At 37.9% G+C, this 16,893-nt stretch carries 18 protein-coding genes; all 18 read right to left on the bottom strand.

Annotated features, from left to right (window positions below):
- Nucleotides 1-21: 21 nt before the first annotated feature.
- Nucleotides 22-825, bottom strand: a complete 804-nt coding sequence (gene dapB, locus P9M13_05675; GenBank protein MDP8262775.1) for a 4-hydroxy-tetrahydrodipicolinate reductase — start codon at nt 823-825, stop codon at nt 22-24.
- Nucleotides 826-838: 13 nt separating this feature from the next.
- Nucleotides 839-1,705 (bottom strand): 4-hydroxy-tetrahydrodipicolinate synthase, encoded by an 867-nt coding sequence (gene dapA, locus P9M13_05670; protein ID MDP8262774.1) that lies wholly within the window; start codon nt 1,703-1,705, stop codon nt 839-841.
- 27 nt (nt 1,706-1,732) lie between these two features.
- On the bottom strand, nt 1,733-2,554 hold the full coding sequence (gene dapF, locus P9M13_05665) for a diaminopimelate epimerase (protein ID MDP8262773.1): 822 nt from the start codon (nt 2,552-2,554) through the stop codon (nt 1,733-1,735).
- Nucleotides 2,555-2,582: 28 nt separating this feature from the next.
- Nucleotides 2,583-3,836, bottom strand: a complete 1,254-nt coding sequence (gene lysA / locus P9M13_05660) for a diaminopimelate decarboxylase (GenBank protein ID MDP8262772.1) — start codon at nt 3,834-3,836, stop codon at nt 2,583-2,585.
- Between the two features lie 11 nt (nt 3,837-3,847).
- Nucleotides 3,848-5,221 (bottom strand): argininosuccinate lyase, encoded by a 1,374-nt coding sequence (gene argH, locus P9M13_05655; GenBank protein ID MDP8262771.1) that lies wholly within the window; start codon nt 5,219-5,221, stop codon nt 3,848-3,850.
- Nucleotides 5,222-5,238: 17 nt separating this feature from the next.
- Nucleotides 5,239-6,435: an argininosuccinate synthase gene (locus tag P9M13_05650; protein MDP8262770.1), complete on the bottom strand. Its 1,197-nt coding sequence runs from the start codon at nt 6,433-6,435 to the stop codon at nt 5,239-5,241.
- Between the two features lie 33 nt (nt 6,436-6,468).
- Nucleotides 6,469-7,392: an ornithine carbamoyltransferase gene (gene argF, locus P9M13_05645; protein MDP8262769.1), complete on the bottom strand. Its 924-nt coding sequence runs from the start codon at nt 7,390-7,392 to the stop codon at nt 6,469-6,471.
- A complete protein-coding gene (locus tag P9M13_05640; protein ID MDP8262768.1) occupies nt 7,389-8,567 on the bottom strand; it encodes an aspartate aminotransferase family protein in 1,179 nt (392 codons plus the stop codon). Before P9M13_05640 ends, argF begins: the two co-directional genes overlap by 4 nt.
- Before the next feature lie 36 nt (nt 8,568-8,603).
- A complete protein-coding gene (gene argB / locus P9M13_05635; protein MDP8262767.1) occupies nt 8,604-9,488 on the bottom strand; it encodes an acetylglutamate kinase in 885 nt (294 codons plus the stop codon).
- A 24-nt stretch (nt 9,489-9,512) separates the two neighbouring features.
- Complete coding sequence (gene argJ, locus P9M13_05630) at nt 9,513-10,706, bottom strand: bifunctional glutamate N-acetyltransferase/amino-acid acetyltransferase ArgJ (protein ID MDP8262766.1); 1,194 nt, start codon at nt 10,704-10,706, stop codon at nt 9,513-9,515.
- 42 nt (nt 10,707-10,748) lie between these two features.
- Entirely contained in the window at nt 10,749-11,771 is a 1,023-nt protein-coding gene (gene argC, locus P9M13_05625; GenBank protein ID MDP8262765.1) for an N-acetyl-gamma-glutamyl-phosphate reductase, read from the bottom strand.
- A 114-nt stretch (nt 11,772-11,885) separates the two neighbouring features.
- Nucleotides 11,886-12,281: a 30S ribosomal protein S9 gene (rpsI, locus tag P9M13_05620; protein ID MDP8262764.1), complete on the bottom strand. Its 396-nt coding sequence runs from the start codon at nt 12,279-12,281 to the stop codon at nt 11,886-11,888.
- Between the two features lie 28 nt (nt 12,282-12,309).
- Nucleotides 12,310-12,741 carry a 50S ribosomal protein L13 gene (gene rplM, locus P9M13_05615; GenBank protein ID MDP8262763.1) on the bottom strand — a complete coding sequence of 144 codons (432 nt, stop codon included), beginning with the start codon at nt 12,739-12,741 and terminating at the stop codon, nt 12,310-12,312.
- A gap of 178 nt (nt 12,742-12,919) precedes the next feature.
- Nucleotides 12,920-13,687 carry a M48 family metallopeptidase gene (locus P9M13_05610; protein MDP8262762.1) on the bottom strand — a complete coding sequence of 256 codons (768 nt, stop codon included), beginning with the start codon at nt 13,685-13,687 and terminating at the stop codon, nt 12,920-12,922.
- Between the two features lie 46 nt (nt 13,688-13,733).
- Complete coding sequence (locus tag P9M13_05605; protein ID MDP8262761.1) at nt 13,734-14,660, bottom strand: MBL fold metallo-hydrolase; 927 nt, start codon at nt 14,658-14,660, stop codon at nt 13,734-13,736.
- A 45-nt stretch (nt 14,661-14,705) separates the two neighbouring features.
- A complete protein-coding gene (locus P9M13_05600) occupies nt 14,706-14,876 on the bottom strand; it encodes a 4Fe-4S binding protein (GenBank protein MDP8262760.1) in 171 nt (56 codons plus the stop codon).
- Between the two features lie 92 nt (nt 14,877-14,968).
- On the bottom strand, nt 14,969-16,150 hold the full coding sequence (amrS, locus tag P9M13_05595) for an AmmeMemoRadiSam system radical SAM enzyme (protein MDP8262759.1): 1,182 nt from the start codon (nt 16,148-16,150) through the stop codon (nt 14,969-14,971).
- Nucleotides 16,151-16,297: 147 nt separating this feature from the next.
- Nucleotides 16,298-16,624, bottom strand: coding sequence for a hypothetical protein (locus P9M13_05590; GenBank protein ID MDP8262758.1), 327 nt, complete (start codon nt 16,622-16,624; stop codon nt 16,298-16,300).
- Nucleotides 16,625-16,893 lie beyond the last annotated feature (269 nt).

Below are 16,893 nucleotides of genomic sequence, written 5' to 3'. Positions count from 1 at the left end.
TAGCTGTCTAATATATATATATTATTTCAGCGACAAAACGTCTCCCATATCGTAGATACCCGGCGCGGCATCTTTTAAATACTTTACTGCACGAAGGGCACCTTTAGCAAAATTATCTCTTGTAGACGCTTTATGTGAGAGTTCAATACGTTCACCCATACCACAATAAAGCACTGTATGTTCGCCAATGATATCACCGCCACGAACAACATGCACTCCAATATCTTCTTTATTTCTCAGCGCATTGTCACCTTTACGTCCATAAACACCACACTTTTCTATATCACTCCCACGTGCTTCGGCTAATACTTCCGCAATTTTGTTTGCCGTACCGCTCGGAGCATCTTTTTTAAACTTATGGTGCGCTTCAATAATTTCTATGTCGTAATCATCCCCCAATATACGTGCAATCTCTCCCGCCTTATGAAATAACACATTTGCACCAATACTCATATTTGGGGCAATTAAAAGAGCTATAGAATCAGCATTTGCTTTCACCTTCTCTAATTCTTGTGTTGAAAATCCTGTTGTACCGATTACCAATGGTTTTTTATTCTTTTTGCAACATTCAGCCACATCTACTGTCGCTTCATGAAACGAAAAATCTATTACAACATCAGCCCCATCTATAACAGCTGCAAGATCACCAGAAATTGGAACACTGTTTTTAGCGCATCCTGATAGCTCACCACTATCTTTTCCAATATCTGGATTATCTTTTCTGTCTACTGCCCCAACTATCTTTATATCTGCATCCTCGGCGGCACACGCAATAATCCTTCGTCCCATTTTACCTGTCGCACCACAAACAACAACCTGTATCATATATCCTCCATAACTAAACTAATGAACATTCCTGTAATACCTTTTTTACTTTTTCTTTATTGGCATCATCTATTCTACATAAGGGTAACCGCAAATCCCCTGAAATCTTACCCATAAGCTCTAAGGCCGCTTTAACCGGTATAGGATTTGATTCAACAAAAAGAACCTTAAACAAACTCATTAATGAATAGTGCATTTTACGTGCAGTATCATAATCACCCTTTAATGCCGCTTCGACAAGCGCGCTCATTTCCTTTGGAGCGACATTTGCCGTAACTGAAATAACACCTTTTGCGCCAACAGATATCAAGGGCAATGTTAATGAGTCATCACCTGATAAAACGGTAATATCAGATTGTGCGATGATTTGTGATGTTGTATCAACAGAGCCACTTGCTTCTTTAAGTGCAACTACATTTTTAAGTTCGGCAAGACGCGTTACAGTCTCAGTGGTAAACGACACCGCAGTTCTTCCAGGCACATTATAGAGAACGATCGGAATATCAACAGAATCATTTACTTTCTTATAATGCTCATACAACCCTTTTTGTGGCGGTTTATTATAGTATGGGGTGCTTATTAAAACAGCATCAGCACCAACCTTCTTGGCCTGTTCTGTCAAATATACTGTCTCAGCAGTACTATTAGACCCTGTACCTGCAATAACTGGAACCCTTTTATTTACAGCTTTAACTGTCGTCTCAATTACCTTTATATGTTCTTCAAAATCAAGTGTCGGGGCTTCACCGGTAGTGCCGCAAGGAACAATCCCGTGCGTACCAGAGGAAACATGCATTTCTACGAGCTCTTCAATCTTTGTATAGTCTACTTGAGAATCTTTAAACGGTGTTACCAAAGCAACGATGGAACCTTTAAACATATCAAACCTCCTCTTTAATATCTTAGATCATAGTATATGCGAAAGAGTACCTACAAATATTTCTTTAGCAGGACCTTTCATGCAAATATTTTCAAAACTGTTATCTCTTGTTCGTTTAAAACTTATCGTTAAATAATCTCCACTTTGCACTAACACCTTTATTGGAGATAGACATCCATATCTTTCACCGGCAACGAGTGCAGACGCCGTAGACCCTGTTCCACAAGCCAATGTTTCATCTTCTACACCACGTTCATAGGTACGCACCTCAATAGCATGCTTATCAATTATTTTAGCAAAGTTAACATTGGTCCCATGAGGCTGAAACTCTTTTGCCTGCCGGACATGTTTCCCGAGTGTTTTTACGTCTATATTTTTAATGTTTTTGTTGAAATGTACCGCATGCGGCACACCTGTATCTACAAAGTCAAAAGAATATATTTTGTCCTCATGTGTTATCTTGATATCTTTATTTATTGTACTCGGAGCAACCATCCTAATAGAAACCCCGTCCTTTAACACCCGAGCCTCTATCACTCCCGCAAGTGTTGTAAAACACATCATGCCACCCGCGATTTCATTTTCATAAGCAAAAAGCGCACATGCACGTGCCCCATTACCGCACATTTCTGCTTCAGAACCATCAGGATTAAAAATCCTCATTTTAAAATCAGCTTTACGTGAAAGCTCAATAATAATCAAACCGTCCGCGCCAATACCATTTTTTCTATTACAGAGTATTTGAGCGCATTTCTTTAAGTTTTTTTTCAGTACAGCTTTTCGATTATCAATCAAAATAAAATCATTCGCTGCCGCCGATATTTTAGTGAACTGAATTGATTTTTTCATAGTCATAGTATTGTTTCTCAACCCCATTTTACGCTAAAAAGTCCGGGATACTTTCTCCTCGCAACAAATCTTTATATGTTTCTCTTCTCTTTATCTCATACATTGATTTACCTTTAACAAGTACTTCAGCTGCTCGTGGACGTGAATTATAATTTGATGACATAGTAAAACCATATGCTCCCGCACTCATAACAGCAATATATTCTCCGGGATGCACTAGTTGCATCATTCTATCCTGCGCAAAAAAGTCACCACTTTCACAAATAGGACCCACTACATCAAGTTTGACTTTTTTCCTGCTATTTTTCTTTACCGGTAGTATCTCATGGTAAGCACTATAAAGCGATGGGCGTATCAAATCATTCATCCCCGCGTCAACAATAGCAAAATACTTCCCACTTTCTTTAACATACCGTACCTGCGTAACCATTATCCCTGCATTGCCTGAAATAAATCGTCCCGGCTCAAGAACAATTTTAAGCTGCAACTTTTTTAATCGAGGAATTACATGATTACCAAATTGTTCGGCAGTAAGAGGCTTTTCATCTTTATATATTATGCCTAACCCACCCCCTATATCGAAATATTCAAGATTAATACCCTCTGACTTCACTTTTTCAATAAAACGCTGCATTTTATCAATTGCCGTTAAAAAAGGCTGTATTGAGGTAATTTGAGACCCGATATGCATATGCACACCGCGAGCTACAATATTTTTCATCTTCTTTATATCTTTATATAAAGCTAATGCAGCACTGAAATTCAGTCCAAATTTATTCTCTTTTTTACCGGTCGAAATATATTTGTGTGTTTTTGGATCAACATCAGGATTAACGCGTAAAGCAACATGCGCGACTTTTCCGCATTTTTTTGCTACACGCGCTATCACTTCTAACTCCTGTTTTGACTCTACCGTAAAAAATAAAATATTTTTTCTAATAGCTAACTCTATTTCATCATATCCTTTTCCTACACCGGCAAAAACAATTTTACTCGCATCGGCACCGGCCTTTAGTCCTCTATATAATTCACCGCCACTGACGACATCCAGTCCGGCACCTTTTTCGATTAGAGCCTTTAAGACTGCGCCATTAGAATTTGATTTTACTGAGTAGCAAATACACGTATCTATAGAGGTAAAAGCTTTTTGCAGTTTAGTAAAATGATCAACAAGAGTTTTATAACTATATACAAATACGGGTGTCTTATATTTCTTTGCGATTTTCTCTACAGGAACATCTTCGGCATATAGCTTTAATCCTTTATATGTAAAATCATGCATAAGTATCCTCACTAAAAAAGCTTCTTTTTCCAGATTTTCATTGAACGCTCAACATTTACATTCGCTGTTCCACCGGACGAACGTTTTGACGATACTACATTTCCTATTTCCATTACCTTATAGATATCACGCTGAAACTGAGGTGCATGTTTTTGCAATTCTTTTAAAGGGATATCATACATCTCGATATTCTTCTCTATTGAGTAAGATACCAAATTCCCTACAATCTCATGCGCGTTTCTAAACGGAACACTTTTTTTCACTAAGTATTCTGCAACATCTGTTGCATACGAGAAATCACCGCTAAATACATTTTTCGATTGTTTCTTAAGTGTAATACAACTAAGCATTTTTGAGAGTATACCAAGTATTGCTTTTACTGTATCAACAGAATCAAAAAGCGGTTCTTTATCTTCTTGCATATCTCGATTATATGAAAGCGGCAATCCTTTCATCATCACAAGAACACTTGTGAGATTACCATATAAACGCCCTGATTTCCCGCGTATCAATTCCGCAATATCAGGATTCTTTTTTTGCGGCATAATACTCGATCCCGTACAAAAAGATTCATCGATATCGATAAGATCAAATTCTGTTGAAGCCCATAAAATACATTCTTCTGATATGCGAGAAAAATGCATTCCCATAATTGACGCAGCTTGTAAGAACTCTATTACAAAATCTCGGTCTGATACCGTATCAATACTATTTTGAGACACACTCTTAAACCCTAATTCCTTAGCAACAAATGCCCGATCTATAGGGATTGATGTTCCCGCAAGCGCACATGCACCTAAGGAAAGAACATTAATCCGTTTCTTACAATCAGACAGCCGATCTTTATCTCGTTCAAACATTTCTACGTATGCAAGCATATGGTGGGCAAAAAGAACCGGTTGCGCGTGCTGCATATGAGTGTATCCGGATATAATCACTTTTTTATACTTTTGCGCCAATTCTAGAAGCGATTTCTGCAGCACAGTTATACCATCTATGATTGCATCTACCTCGTCACGCAAATACATTCGCAAGTCTAAAGACACCTGGTCGTTTCGGCTTCGTGCAGTATGTAATTTCCCCCCTACAGCACCAATTTTTTTAATAAGTGCTGCCTCAACGTTCATATGGACATCTTCAAGTTCAGCCTTAAACCGAAATGAACCCTTACTAATATCAGAAGCAATTTTCTTCAGAGCAGTTTGTATCGTGCTGCTCTCCTTTTTTGAAATAACGCCGACATGTGCAAGCATCTTTGCATGTGCAATACTTCCAATGATATCGTATTGCGCTAAACGCTTATCGTACGATACCGATTGCGTAAATTGCTCGACATCTTTGTGGGTATCCTTCTTATATCGCCCTGCCCATAATTTTTTCACCATAATGGTACCTTATTTTATTATTTATTTTCAAGCATAGCGTGTATCTTCAGTCGAAGAGCCTGTAGGCGTATAAATCCTTCAGCATCTTTTTGGTTATATGCCCCGTCATCTTTTTCAAATGTGACAACATCTTCTCGATATAATGATTTTTTTGACTTTCTTCCAACCACTATACAGTTCCCTTTATATAATTTAAGCCGGACAACACCAGTCACATTTTTCTGCGTCTCATCGATCATAGTGTTCATTAAAGACATTTCCGGAGAAAACCAGAATCCGTAATATACCAATTCAGCATATTTTGGCATAAACGAATCCCTTAACCGCATTACTTCCCTATCCATAGTAATAGATTCGATTGCTCGGTGAGCGACATGCAATATGGTCCCACCTGGCGTTTCATACACACCACGCGACTTCATTCCTACAAATCTATTCTCAACGATATCTATTCGACCGATACCATTTTTACCACCAAGTTCATTTAATCGTTTGAGCAACGCGTATGGAGAATACTTCTTTCCATTAATTGCCCACGGCGTACCCTTTTTAAACTCTATTTCAACATACGTCGCTTTATTCGGCGCCTTCTCAGGCGATTGAGACAATAGAAACATATCTTCACGCGGTTCTCTCCAGGGATCTTCTAATATGCCTCCTTCAAAACTAATATGAAATAGATTTCTATCACTCGAATACGGTTTTGCCTTTGTTACCGGCACCGGAATATTATGTTTTTTCGCATAACGGATTAATGATTCTCGAGAATCAAAATCCCATTCACGCCACGGCGCAACTACTTTAATATATGGATCCATCGCGTAATACGTAAGCTCGAATCGTACCTGGTCATTCCCTTTCCCTGTGGACCCATGACATACCGCTTCAGCCTTCTCTTTATGTGCGATTTCAATCTGTTTCTTTGCAATAAGCGGCCGTGCAATTGACGTGCCCATAAGATAGACACCTTCATAAATCGCACCGGATTTAATTAAAGGAAACACATAATCACGCACAAACTCTTCACGTAAATCACAGATATACACCTTTGACGCGCCTGTTTTTAACGCTTTTTTACGTAATCCTGTAAGTTCTGAACCTTGACCCAGATCCGCACAATAGGCAATAACATCATAACTGTATTTTTCTTTAAGCCATTGTATGATAATGGATGTATCAAGTCCCCCAGAATACGCTAATACAACTTTTTTCATCATACCCCCTTATACTCACACTCTCTATTAAATTTAAATCTTTTTGCCGCTCATAAGCAGCGCCAATATCCCTTTTTGCACATGCAATCGATTTTCAGCTTGATCAAAAACAACTGATTGCGGCCCGTCAATAACATCCGCTGCTATCTCCTGCCCTCTATGCGCAGGAAGACAATGCATGACCATACATTTTTTATGTGCACGATCAAGAAGCTTTTGTGTTATCTGATACGGTTTAAATGTTTTGAGCCGGTTTTTCATCTCTTTTTCTTGCCCCATACTTACAAAAACGTCAGTATAAAGAATGTCTGCATTTTTAGCAGCTTCATTAGGATCTGAGGTAATGTAAAAACTGCCTTTACCATCTTTACAGCTTTTAGCGATTCTTTGCACCTCTGGAAGCGGTTGATATTGGCGAGGTGTTGCAACCGCTAAATGTATACCCATTTTAACTGCGCCAAACATCCATGAATGAGCCATATTGCTCGATCCATCACCTATAAAGGCAACTTTTAATCCATTAAGTTTTCCCCGTTTTTCCTTTATCGTCATTAAATCGCATAAGACTTGACATGGATGAGAATAATCACTTAATCCATTAATGACAGGTATTGTGGCATTCTGAGCAAGTTCTATTATCTCACTATGATCAAATGTCCGTATAACGATCCCATCAATATATCGCGACAATACTTTTGCGGTATCAGCTATAGATTCACCGCGACCTATCTGAACATCTTCTGTCCGCAGAAACGTTGAATATCCACCCAATTGATAAATGGCAACTTCAAAAGATACTCGTGTACGCGTCGATGATTTTTTAAAAATAAGAGCTAGCGCTTTATCTTTTAAAAGCATTGGCTGGTTCTTCTTCTTAAGTTTATCGGCTACCGTGAGTATATCTTTAATCTGTGTGTGTGATAAATCTGCTAAAGAAATAAGATCTTTTATTTTCATTGTAAGGACCCTAACACCCCATCTAGAATTGAAACTGCACTATCAATCTCACTCTTCTTCACGTTTAACGCCGGCATTATCCGCAGAACAACTTGATTAGTACAGTTAATGAGAAGACCTCGTTCGGTACATGCTTTAGCTATCTCAACACCATCAGCGTTCAGTTCCACGCCTATCATTAAACCCAGTCCTCGCACATCACGAATTATAGGATATGAATCAGCCAAATATTCCAGTTGTTTCCTTAAGTAACTTCCCATCTGTTTGGCGTTATTCATTAGTTTATCATTTTTAATTGTATCAAATACCGCAAGAGCTGCCGAACAAGCTAAAGGACTTCCCCCAAATGTCGTGGCATGTGTCCCTGGCCCAAGAACATTAGCTAGTTCGTTTTTAACAACCATCGCACCGATCGGCATACCTCCGCCAATCATTTTTGCCAAAGTCATTACATCTGGAACAACATCAAAATTTTGATAACAGAACATTTTTCCCGTTCTGCCCATTCCTGTCTGCACTTCATCAAAGATCAAAAGAATGCCATTCTTGTCACATAATTTTCTTAGTGCCGTATAATATTCTTTACCTGCATAATTTATCCCGCCTTCACCCTGTATAGGCTCAAGCATAATTGCGATAGTTTTATCAGTAATGGATCTCTTTAATTCTTCAATATCACCAAACTTTACGTAGCGAAACCCAGGAACAAGCGGGCGAAACCCATCATGAAATTGTTTTTGTCCTGTGGCACTTACCGCAGCAAGTGTTCTTCCATGAAAGGACTTTAACATGGTAATAACTTCATACCGACCAACCTTTGATCCATATTTACGTACAAGCTTAATCGCCGCTTCATTTGCTTCTGCGCCGCTATTACAGAAAAACACTTTACCGCCAAAAGACTGTTTGGAAATAATCTCTGCAAGTTTACCCTGTAATTCATTATAGTAATTATTTGATATATGCATAAGCGTATCGACTTGTTTTTTTATAGCTGAAACAACGGCTTTTGGACAATGTCCAAGTCCGCTCACGCCCCACCCGGGGAAAAAATCAAGATACTTATTTCCTTTATCATCCCATAAATAAGATCCTTTGCCTTTTACAAAAACAATCGGCGTTTTTGTATAGGTGTTTAACACATATTTGTCATATAAATTAATTGTTTTATTCATTGGTTTTAAAATCCCTTCATACAGCACATTCTTCTGCTATCGCATTATTTGTGTTCCGATTCCCTTATCCGTAAATATCTCCAATAAAACTGAATGCAAGATCCGTGCATCAATAATATGTATTTTATGCACACCGCTCCTCAACGCCAGTACACATGCCTTTACTTTTGGTATCATTCCACTGTTAATAACACCATTGGCAATTAATGTCGAAATATCCTTTGTCTTCAGCGATGGTATCAATGTTTTTATATCATGTGGATCTTCCATAATACCCCTTGTATTAGTCATTAATACAAGCTTTTCAGCCTTAACTGCCGCAGCAATACCACATGCAGCAGTATCTGCGTTTATATTATAGAGCACCCCATTAGAACCAACACCGACCGGAGCGATTACAGGGACACCTATTCTATCAGTTATTTGTTTAATTGGGGAGACTTTAATTTTAACAACATCTCCAACATTCCCAATATCAATCTTCTCTTTTTTGCCTGTTTTTTTATTTATTTCTTCAACATAGTGTTTTTTTGCGACAATTATCTTATCACTACTGGTAAGTCCCTGCGCACGCCCTCCATATTCATGTATCTTTGAAACAATACGACCATTTATTTCTAATAAGACATCATTGACTATATTCACTGTTTCTTCGTCCGTTACTCTCAACCCATGAACAAATGATGAATGTTTTCCTGCCTTTTTCATACGTGATGTTATGAGGTTGCCGCCACCATGAATAAGAATTGGCTTTATTCCTACGCATTCTAAAAAAACAATGTCTTTCAATAAATTATCAGCGTGTTCATTATCACTCATAGCGCTGCCGCCATATTTAATAATGACATACTTGTTAGAATATGCCTGGATATATGGCAGTGCTTCAACAAGTACTGCTGCTTTTGCAATATATCGTTCCATTTTTATCGCCTACGCTAAGTACTATTAAACATTAACAGCCACATATCCATGTGATAAATCACACATCCACATGCATGCAGAACCTTTTTTTTGATTAAGATCGATCGTAATGATTATATTTTTCTTCTTTAACTGATTTTTCATAATAGCCACTTTATTTTCATCTGAAATACCATTTGAGACAATGTTCTTACCATTAACTTGTATCGATAGTTTTTCTTCTTTTATCAGTACACCTGACGAACCGATAGCAGACATGATACGACCCCAATAGGGCGCCTCCCCGTAAAGTGCGACCCTAAATAAATTACTTCGCGTAACAGCACGAGCAACATCATGAGCATCTGAATCACTCTGAGCGCCTTTTACATTTACTTCAACAAACTTTGTTGCCCCCTCACCATCACCGACGACGAGTTTCGCGAGATATGTAGTTACCATATCAAGAGCATTACAAAATATCTTATAATTACTGTCCTCTTGTGCTATCTGTTTATTTTCTGCACTCCCGTTTGCCATAATAAGCACAGTATCATTTGTGCTCATATCGCCATCAACTGAAATACAATTAAAGCTTTTATCTACTGACTGTTGTAGCGCTTTACGCAAAAGTTTTTCTGATATTGCACAATCTGTCGTAATATACGAAAGCATAGTAGCCATATTCGGCTCGATCATCCCAGAACCCTTAGCAATACCGCCTATACTGATTTCTTTGCCGGATATCTTGCATTTAACTGCACAATGCTTTGCATGCGTATCTGTTGTCATAATGCTTTCTGCGGCTTCAACTCCGCCATGACGAGATAATTTACTAGAAAGCTCATGCGCTCCTTTTTGTATCTTTTTAATTGGTAATTGTTTTCCTATAACACCGGTAGAACAGACCGCGACAAGCGTGCTTTTTTTAAGATCCAATGCCTCTTTAGTTGCCTGAGCCATTTTTAGAGCGTTCTCCATTCCCTCATTGCCCGTACAGGCATTAGCGACACCACTATTAGTAATGATTGCCTGCAGCATTCCGTTTCTCAAATGTTTTTGTGTAAGTTTTACCGGCGCGGCTTTTACCTCATTCGTCGTAAAAACTCCGGCTGCAACAGCAGGGATATCACTAACAACAAAAGACAAATCTTTTTTGCCTTTCGTTTTTGTCCCACAGGAAATTCCACCTGCCTTATATCCTTTTGGAGTTGTAATTGACCCATTTGTAATTTTCATATTTTTACCCATTCGTTCTTATACACTGCACACCAGGTTTGTTTAGATCAGACCCATCGTTTCCTTAATGCCGTACATGATATTCATATTTTGCACTGCTTGTCCAGCGGCACCTTTCATAAGATTATCAATAGCTGAAACAACAATAAGTCGTTGAGAGTTTTCATCAACATGAATACCTATATCACAAAAATTAAGCCCTGAAACATTCCTTGTTTGAGGAAACATATTTTTCTTTAAAACACGTACGAACGGTTCTTTTTTGTAAAATTCGGCGTAAAAAGCCCTCATCTCTTTAAGAGAAATGCCTGCCTTCAACTTGCAATATGATGTCGAAAGAATCCCCCTATTCATCGGAATTAAATGCGGCATAAAAACAGCTTCAACATCTCTTTTCGCGAAAAACGATAATTCTTGTTCAATTTCAGGTATATGTTGATGTGTCCCTACTCTATATGCAGTTATTGATTCATTGCATTCAGGGAAATGTAACGCATCGGATGGCATCCGTCCCGCACCTGAAGCACCGGTTTTAGCATCAATTATTATATCCTCGCTATTAATCAATCCTTCATTCAATGCGGGAAGAATCGATAAAAGTGCCGCAGTTGGATAACAGCCTGGATTTGCAATCAACGTAGCTTTTTTAATTTTCGAACGATAAAACTCAGGCAAACCATAGATAGCACTCGCAAGAAGATCATCATTAGGATGATCAATGCCATACCATAATTTATACAATGATTTATTTTTTAATCGGAAATCAGCGCTAAAATCAATTACTCGCATACCTTTTTTTAAGAGCTTCCCCGCAATGTTCATCGCTGATTTATGCGGAAGAGACAAAAATACAAGATCTGCTTTTTTTGAAATTCGCGCAAGATCTAAAGATACAAATTTTTGATCAATAAGATTCTTGAAATATGGAAACGCTTCACCTATTGATTTATTTTTGTTTGATTGAGACACTAGCTGTGTAATCTCTACTTTAGGATGCCGTAACAAAAGCTTAATAAGTTCCTGCCCACCATACCCCGTAGCTCCAACAATAGCGACTTTGATCATAGGACGCTCCTTATATTTCTATTATATTAAACTTACTGTATAAAAATAAAAAGCCCCGATTTGTCGTCTCGGGGCTCTCTTTTAGCAATAATTAGATACACACAATATACCGTATTATCGTTTCGAATACTGGAATCTTTTTCGGGCACCTTTCTGACCATACTTTTTGCGCTCCCTTTTTCGAGGATCTCTCGTTAAAAGCCCTGCCTTCTTTAGAACAGCTTTGAGACTATCATCGGCTTTTACTAGAGCACGTGTAAGACCATGCCGTAATGCACCAGCTTGTCCAGCAAGCCCACCACCTACAACACTCGCAGAAATGTCATATTTACCCATACATTCGGTAAGCTCTAATGGTTGTAAGGCAATCATTTTAAGAATTTCTCTTTTAAAATACTCGTCAAAACTTTTGTTATTGACCAGCATCTGTCCTTTACCATTAAAAATACGCACTTTTGCTATTGCAGTCTTTCTTCTTCCAGTAGCATAAAAAACAACTTCGCTAGACATATTCCTCCTTTATAATCTATCCATTATTTCAGAACTTCAATGTCTCAGGTTTTTGAGCTTCATTCTTATGCTCAACACCTGGATACACTTTTAACTTTTTAATTATTTGAGCTGAGAGTCTATTATCAGGAAGCATTCTTTTGACTGCCATAATAATAATCTTTTCAGGGTTTTTCCCGAGGACTGTCTTAAACGTTTCAATTTTAAGTCCGCCTGGATAACCTGAATAATGCTTATATACCATTGTCTCAGCTTTCTTGCCGGTAACCTTTACCTTGCTTGCATTAATAACAACAACATAATCACCAGTGTCAACATGCGATGTAAATATTGGTTTGTGTTTTCCCCTCAATACATTTGCAACCTTTGTTGCGAGTCGACCAAGTGGATATTGGCTCGCATCAACTACGTACCATTTTCTTTTTTGTTCTGCCGGTTTGGCACTATACGTTTTATTCATCTCTCTAACTCCATTATATTGCAGCTACTTAAGCACGTTATATTCTATATTCACCTTTTACACTTCGGTAAGAGTGTGTGAGTATACCAGCTGACATAGTTTTGTCAACAATTTTTAATAAAAAATTATTGAATTTCAGAGTGGGTATCTCTTTGTCAACTTTTGCAGGCTGTGACAGTTATTGTTGCAGGTACCCTCTTGCCTCAGGAATCCTCTCTTGTATCTGCTTAATTCGCTTCTCATCGGTAGGATGCGTCGAAAGGAACTCCGGAATTTTGCTTTTTTTATTTAATGTATTCATACGAGACCAAAAATCAACCGCATGTGAAGGTTTATATCCTGCTTTGGCCATCAATATCAATCCTATATGGTCTGCTTCATACTCCTGTTTCCTGCTAAAAGGTAAAATTGCCCCATATTGCGAAGCAAGTCCATACCCGGTCAAAATTGCTTTTTGGGCATTGGGCGTTTGCTTAGTAATTGCTGATGATAAAACATCTCCTGCAAAACCTGCGGCTAATTGATGTGTCATTCTTTCCGCACCGTGCCGCGCTATTGCATGAGCTATTTCATGCGCCATGACAACCGCAACACCGTTTTCATCAGCACATAAAGGCATTATACCTGTGTAAAACGCAACTTTCCCTCCTGGTAACGCAAAGGCATTTACTTTATCAGGCGCGTCAAAAAGAACAAACTCCCACTTATAGTCAGGTCTATCAGCTACCGCGGCAATCTTGCGGCCAACTTTTTCTATAAGAGCCTTCTGACTAGCATCTGTACTTATTTTCTCTTTTTGATTTATCTCTTGAAATGATGTAATCCCTAAAGCTATTTCCTGACTCTCCGGAACAAGAATCAATGAACTTCGTTTTGTATATTGCACTGTTGAGCATGCCGATACGAAGAAAAGAAGTAGCACACAAATAAATGAAATTTTTTTCATATATAATCCCATGTTTTTTTATGCATGTGTATTCAAAGCGTTAGCACTAAACCGTAATGATCAAATCCTCACGAGCTGCTAACGTGTTTGGGAAACGTTTTTGCGCTTGCTTTTCCTTTTCATTTACCATTTTATCCGTATCATCTGGATCATGGTGATATAATACTAATTTCTTTGCTTCTGCTTTTTGAGCAACTTCAACAGCCATATCAATAGTGCTATGCCCCCAGCCCTGTTTAGGATACTTAGGATTTGCATAAGATTCTTTTACATATTGCGCATCATGAATCAACACATCTGCTCCTTTAGAAAATTGTATTAGCCTCTGATCTCCACCGGCATATCCTTCAACATCAGTTGAAAAAACAACTTTTTTCCCTTTATATTCAACTGAATATACATGCACCCCATCACGTGGATGACTATAATTCTTTAAAACACCTATTTTTACCGACTCCTTTTTCATTGTATACGAATCAATAAATTTATTTAAGGTAACTGGCTTTGCTCCCTTACTATGAATGAGCACAATATTTTTCTCGGTTAAATTATTAATAATCTTTTGAGCCCCCATATCTTCCATAGTAATAGGAAAAAATGGTGGGATCATCGCATTTTCAAGAACTTTTTCCAAATCCTGACTTAAGGTACGCGGGCCAAACATATATATCTTCGTTGTCCCAAAATAAGCGGGTTCAAAAAATGGCAGGCCTTCAGTATGATCATGATGAGTATGTGTAAAGAAGAGATACATTACTAAAGATTTGTTCTTGCCTTTATTCGCTTTTGAAAAATATTCTTTACGAATTTCTTTCCCTATAGGAATAATGCCTGTCCCCGCATCAAAAATTATTCTATTTCCACCTGCAATAACTTCAACACATGTACTATTTCCACCAGTGGCAACGGTATCTGCGCCAGGAACACAATGACTTCCTCTGACACCCCCAAAAACAATTTTGAAATCACTCATAGGACACGTTTCCTTTTAGTTATACGTTTAACTGAGATTATATTTCTATTCAGAATCGATAGCATCATGAGGACAAACACTTATACATGCACCACAATCAATACACGCTTCTGGATCTATAATATATATGGGATCTCCTTCAGAAATTGCATCAACCGGGCATACCTTTAAGCACTCACCTGCTTTTTGACATTTTTCATTAATTTTATGGCTCATTTGTATCTCCTTTAGTTATGTATTATTATGGGTGTGCAGTATAGCGTATCACAATAGATTAATCCAGCACAAAAAACTGTATCTATTCTATTTCACATCCCCTTAGTATACCAAGAAAGAGCATTTTTTTGACTCCAGACACCCGGTATAGCTTGTCCACAAAATGCGCAATGTCCATCTTTCATATCTACAGATTCAATAAAATATCCAACACGTTTTATAATTGCCTTTTTACAATTGGGACAAAAAGTATTTTCCCCATCAAGACCGGGTAAATTACCCGTATAGGCAAAATGCATACCAGAATCCATAGCAATTTTTCTTGCTCTTTCGAGGGTACGAATAGGTGTGGGAGGAATATTAACAATTTTATACGTAGGATAATAGCGTGAAAAATGAACCGGAACATCTGGTCCTAATTCTTTATATATCCATCGACACATTTCAGTTATTTCTGCTGATGAATCATTCAATGTCGGCACAATAAGCACAACGATCTCAAACCATATTCCTATTTCTTTTAATAATAATAACGTATCTTTTACGGGTTCTAACTCCCCATGACATACTTTTCTGTAAAAGGTGTTGGTAAAACCCTTAAAATCAATTTTTACGGCTGTTAAATCTTTACATAATATTTTCATTGGTTCTTTTTGTATAAATCCATTTGAGATCATTACATTACCAATATTCTCCTGGCGTGCCAACTGCGCAATATCTCTCATGTATTCATAAAATATGACAGGTTCAGAATACGTATATGCAATTGTTGGCGCTCCACTTTTTTTTGCCGCAGTAATAATGTTTTTTGGTGGCATATCAATACTCTGGACTTCTTCAGGACCAAATTGAGATATACGCCAATTTTGGCAAAACTCACACCCCATATTACATCCTGCAGTAGCAAGAGAAAATGCATTTGTTCCGGGAAGGTAATGATACAAAGGCTTTTTTTCTATGGGATCAGTATGAATGGTACATGGTTTTCCATAATTAAGGGTATAATAGGTACCAGCCCTGTTTTCTCTTACTTTACACAACCCTCTACTTCCATCAGGGACACGACACATCCAAGGGCATAAGCTGCATTCTACCACACTGGTATTTTTCATCTTAGTATAATAGAGCGCTTCATGAGATGCAGGAGTCGATGCGTATGCATCTTTACCAAAATAATTAAAATGTTTAGCGCCGGAGAAATCTATTCTTGATGCAAGTGTTAACGCACATGTTCCCTTAATTATTTTTTCAATGAATTTTCTTCTCGTTTCCATTGCAAGAATACCTCAGAATGAAAATAGCACTAACTTTTTTATCTACATAAAGTATCTTTAAGTAACACAAACTCAATCCACCAAGTGAAATAAAAAACCCTCCCGATTTACCGGGAGGGTTTTATTATTTCATAAACTATATCTCACTTAGACACCAGAAAATCTATTGCCGTCTAAACCATGATGACAGTATCCATACCCATTTTCTTCACTGTGATAGTGTCCATAATCTTCTTCATGCTGATATCCGCCGTGGCGATATCCATCGTACCCATAATCTCTTGAATGATTTCCACCAAGAAATTCGGAAACAATTTTAACCGGTTTAGAACCGAGTTCCGCGGCTACCTTACAAACCGTGTGTAAAACGCCATCGTTACCTACAATAGCATCAAGCAGATCACGCGCAAATACTGGTGAAGATAATGACATAATCACCATAAAACTTACAATAGCCATTGATAACTTTTTCATATATACGTCCTCCTTTTTAAAAATATAGAGTTACACGAATATCAATTTTCTGAGTGGAATTCTAAATCATTATGCAATTATTGTCAAGATAATTCCCGTAAAGCATTATGTATTGAAAAGTGTAAATTAAAATGCCGTAGGTGTATAAAGGGAAGCGTTCCATGCCCGGAAACGTTATCCTCAGTGGTCCTAAACAGGAAACACTAGAGGAAAGGATCAAGGCATGGAACAATACCATGGCACAAAGCATAGTAGAAAAGGCAAGCATT

Source organism: Candidatus Ancaeobacter aquaticus (assembly GCA_030765405.1).
Classification (GTDB): Bacteria; Auribacterota; Ancaeobacteria; order Ancaeobacterales; family Ancaeobacteraceae; genus Ancaeobacter; species Ancaeobacter aquaticus.
Note: the sequence above shows the minus strand (reverse complement) of the source record. Positions and strands in the feature narration are given on the sequence as shown.